Origin of the sequence: Moorella naiadis (nom. illeg.) (genome assembly GCF_051020825.1) — a bacterium.
In the GTDB taxonomy this organism is placed as follows: domain Bacteria; phylum Bacillota; class DSM-521; order Neomoorellales; family Neomoorellaceae; genus Neomoorella; species Neomoorella naiadis.
In genome coordinates, this window is sequence record NZ_JAXGFQ010000064.1 from 1 (window position 1) to 2,909 (window position 2,909).

4 protein-coding genes are annotated in these 2,909 nt (G+C 53.1%); 1 reads left to right on the top strand and 3 read right to left on the bottom strand.

Annotated elements, in window-relative coordinates:
- The 3 genes from tnpC to tnpA form a co-directional block, all read right to left on the bottom strand.
- Positions 1 to 1,244: IS66 family transposase (gene tnpC / locus SDD30_RS17200; RefSeq protein ID WP_434076157.1), on the bottom strand; the 1,244-nt coding region annotated here is incomplete at its 3' end.
- Between the two features lie 80 nt (positions 1,245 to 1,324).
- Positions 1,325 to 1,681, bottom strand: coding sequence for an IS66 family insertion sequence element accessory protein TnpB (tnpB, locus tag SDD30_RS17205; RefSeq protein WP_434076158.1), 357 nt, complete (start codon positions 1,679 to 1,681; stop codon positions 1,325 to 1,327).
- Positions 1,675 to 2,001, bottom strand: a complete 327-nt coding sequence (gene tnpA, locus SDD30_RS17210; protein ID WP_434076159.1) for an IS66 family insertion sequence element accessory protein TnpA — start codon at positions 1,999 to 2,001, stop codon at positions 1,675 to 1,677. Before tnpA ends, tnpB begins: the two co-directional genes overlap by 7 nt.
- Before the next feature lie 128 nt (positions 2,002 to 2,129).
- On the opposite strand from tnpA, the gene SDD30_RS17215 reads away from it, so the two are divergent.
- Positions 2,130 to 2,792, top strand: a complete 663-nt coding sequence (locus SDD30_RS17215; RefSeq protein WP_434076160.1) for an IS110 family RNA-guided transposase — start codon at positions 2,130 to 2,132, stop codon at positions 2,790 to 2,792.
- The last annotated feature ends 117 nt before the right edge of the window (positions 2,793 to 2,909 follow it).

The following is a 2,909-nucleotide window of genomic DNA, read 5'->3' on the forward strand; positions in this document are numbered from 1 at the left end:
GCCTGGCCGAAGGCGCTTTTGGGCAGCACCTGCGCTTTCTGGCTTTTAAGCCAAGCCAAAAAGGCGTCCAGCACGGGCCGGCTGCGTACCTGGCGGGTTTGATATCGTTCCTCCGGTGGAGCGTCTTTCAGGTCACGCTCTATGGCAAATAGCTGGTTACAGAACTCCAGTCCCTCCCTGGCAGCTACGGCTTTCGACTGTTTTGCCTCCGGCAGGGCCTTCAGCGCTTCATCGAACTTGCGCCTGGCATGGGCCCAGCAGCCGACTAGGGTGACATCAGGCAGCTCATTGTAGCTGGCGTAGCCATAAACGTGCAAGTAGCCTTTAAAACCTGCCAGGAAGCGGCGGGGGTGTTTGCTGGCTCGAGTGGTCTGGTAGTCGTAAAGAATGATGGAGGGACCATCCCGCCCGGTACGGTAAAGCCAGAGGTAAGACTTGGTTTCCGCAGCCCTTCCCGGTTCTCTAAGGACCTGCAGGGTTGTCTCGTCGGCATGGAGGATATCTTTTTGCACCAGGTGTTCATGCAGGCGGTCATAAATAGGCGTTAACCAGGTGTTCGCCCCGTGGAGCACCCAGTTGGCCAGGGTCTGGCGGGACAGTTCAATCCCCAAACCTTTAAACTGCTGCTCCTGGCGGTATAGTGGCAGGCCTGCCCCGTATTTTTGGGTCATAATGTAGGCCAGGAGGGAAGGGGATACGGGGATCCCGGGAAGTACGGGGGCCGGCATCGGCGCCGTGATAACGGGAGTACTTATCTCTTCCCTCTCGCAGCGGCGGCAGGAATAAACGTAGCGCACATGTTTAACTACTTTCACCTGGGCCGGGATGACCTTGAGTTCCTGCCGCACCTCGGTGCTCATTTCGTGTAAAGGACCGCCGCAGGAAGGGCAGATCCGCTCTTCTTCCGGCAGGCGGTGCTCGACCGTTTCCACCGGCAACTTATCAAGCACCATCTCCCGGCGGGTGCGCTCTTTGCGGCGCTGGTAGGTGATCGTCTCTATGGCCGGTTCCGCTGCACCCGGCCGGGCTTCCACTTCCGCCTCATTAAAAAGCATAAGCTGCTCTCTCAAAGCCTCGGTCCGTTCGCTGGAAACACCGAATTGCCGCTTCTTACTTAAACGGAACTGCTCCATAAACCAATTTAATTTAGCGGTCAGTTCGGCGTTCTCCCGTTCCAGATGAACACAGCGCTCTTGCAGCTCTTCGATGGTCATGGCAGCGCTAGATTGCGAAGTGGTGTTCATACTTTAATGATTCGACGTATCGCCCCGAATTCCTCTAAAATCAACCACAAAGAGAAAATATTTCTTTCTGGCGATTTCTATTACAAGATGGTGCGTGCTTTCACCTCGGGATGGGCTTGAGGCTGTTTTATGGGGAGGCCATCAAGCAGCCAGCGCAACTCCCGGTGGCTAATGATGATAGTTGCAGAAGTGGTATCTTGAGGCCAGGGGAATTTGCCCTTCTCCAGCCGGCGGTAATAAAGCCAAAACCCATTGTGCTCCCAGTGGAGAATTTTAAGTTTATCCCGCTGCCGGTTGCAGAAAACAAAAAGACAGGGGGAGAAGGGGTCCAGTTCGAACCCTTCCTTGACCAGTACCGCCAGCCCGTCAATGGACTTGCGTAAATCGGTGGCGCCGCAGGCGAGATAAACCCCGTCGATGCCAAAATCGTTCAACATAACTCTACCAGGACCATGACCACCCGGGCGAGCAAGGCCTGGTCAAAGCCGGGGCTTACCTCGATGCCGGCCCGGCCTATCCTGACCAGCAAGGAGTTGCCATGAACCTTAGATGTCTGTTCGCTTATTTCAACCGGCAGCCACCGGTTGGCTTTTTCCGGGGTAACCCCATTTTGATTTTTATACTTCCGCAGCCAGTACCATAACTGCCGCGGGCTAATACCTTTACGTGAGGCGCACCATTCTTTGACGCTTTGCCCCCTGGTCTGATATTCGGCTATCCGGGTTGCCCATAGTTCTTGCAGTTCGGCTTTGGTCATAATAAAAAATCCTCCTCAGCTTGTTTTCTGAGGAAGATTATCCCTTAAACTTGGGGATGGTGCCAAGGTGGGTAGTATTTGACGCTTACTTTGGGAAAAAGGGGGGGCTGTTCCTCGAGGGGATTAGCTTGCCCGAAACCGACCAAATAGTCATGATTTCTTGTCTGAAGTTACTGGACCACGTCCAACGAGAAATTGATGAACTTGAAGGGGAAATCCACGACAAAGCCAAAGATGACCCAAACATTCGCCTGTTAATGGGTATTCCCGGTATTAACGTTCTGAGCGCTTTAACCATACTGGCCGAAATTGGCGACATCAAGAGATTCCCCACCTCGAAGAAGCTGACCAGCTATGCGGGGCTGGTACCAAGCGTACATCAGTCCGGTAAAACCAGGTACACTGGGTCCATCACCAAGGCTGGAAGGAGCACTCTTCGGTGGATCCTGGTTCAATGTGCCCAGCGGGGAATTCGCAGTACCAGTGACCTCCAATCGTTTTATCTAAGACTCAAGGCCAAAAAGGGCCATAAGATTGCAATTGTAGCCACGGCACGAAAACTACTCACCATCATATGGGCGGTATTGACCAAACAAGAAGAGTATAAAGATATTCGCAGGGACCTGTTGGAGAGGAAACTGCGTGCCCTGGCTAAAAAGGCAGTAAAGTACCCAAGGCGAGAAGATCTGTCCAGCCTCCTTGAACGAGTCGCGGAGATGGAAACCGACGATGTATGTACCATTTTCGTTACCGGGGCCGGACAAGGCAGCTTGCGGTTAACAATGATATAGCCCGCGGCAGAAGAACCCGTCAAGGGAAAAGATCCTTGACCAGTGCTGACACATGATTTTATTTCAAAACTGGGTTCAGGTACACAAATCAGGTGAACGAGCAGTAAAAGCAAAAAT

What these genes read in the sequence shown, in the direction of transcription:
- tnpB (WP_434076158.1), bottom strand. Translation starts at nt 1,681, where the DNA reads ATGTTGAACGATTTTGGCATCGACGGGGTTTATCTCGCCTGCGGCGCC.
- tnpA (WP_434076159.1), bottom strand. Translation starts at nt 2,001, where the DNA reads ATGACCAAAGCCGAACTGCAAGAACTATGGGCAACCCGGATAGCCGAA.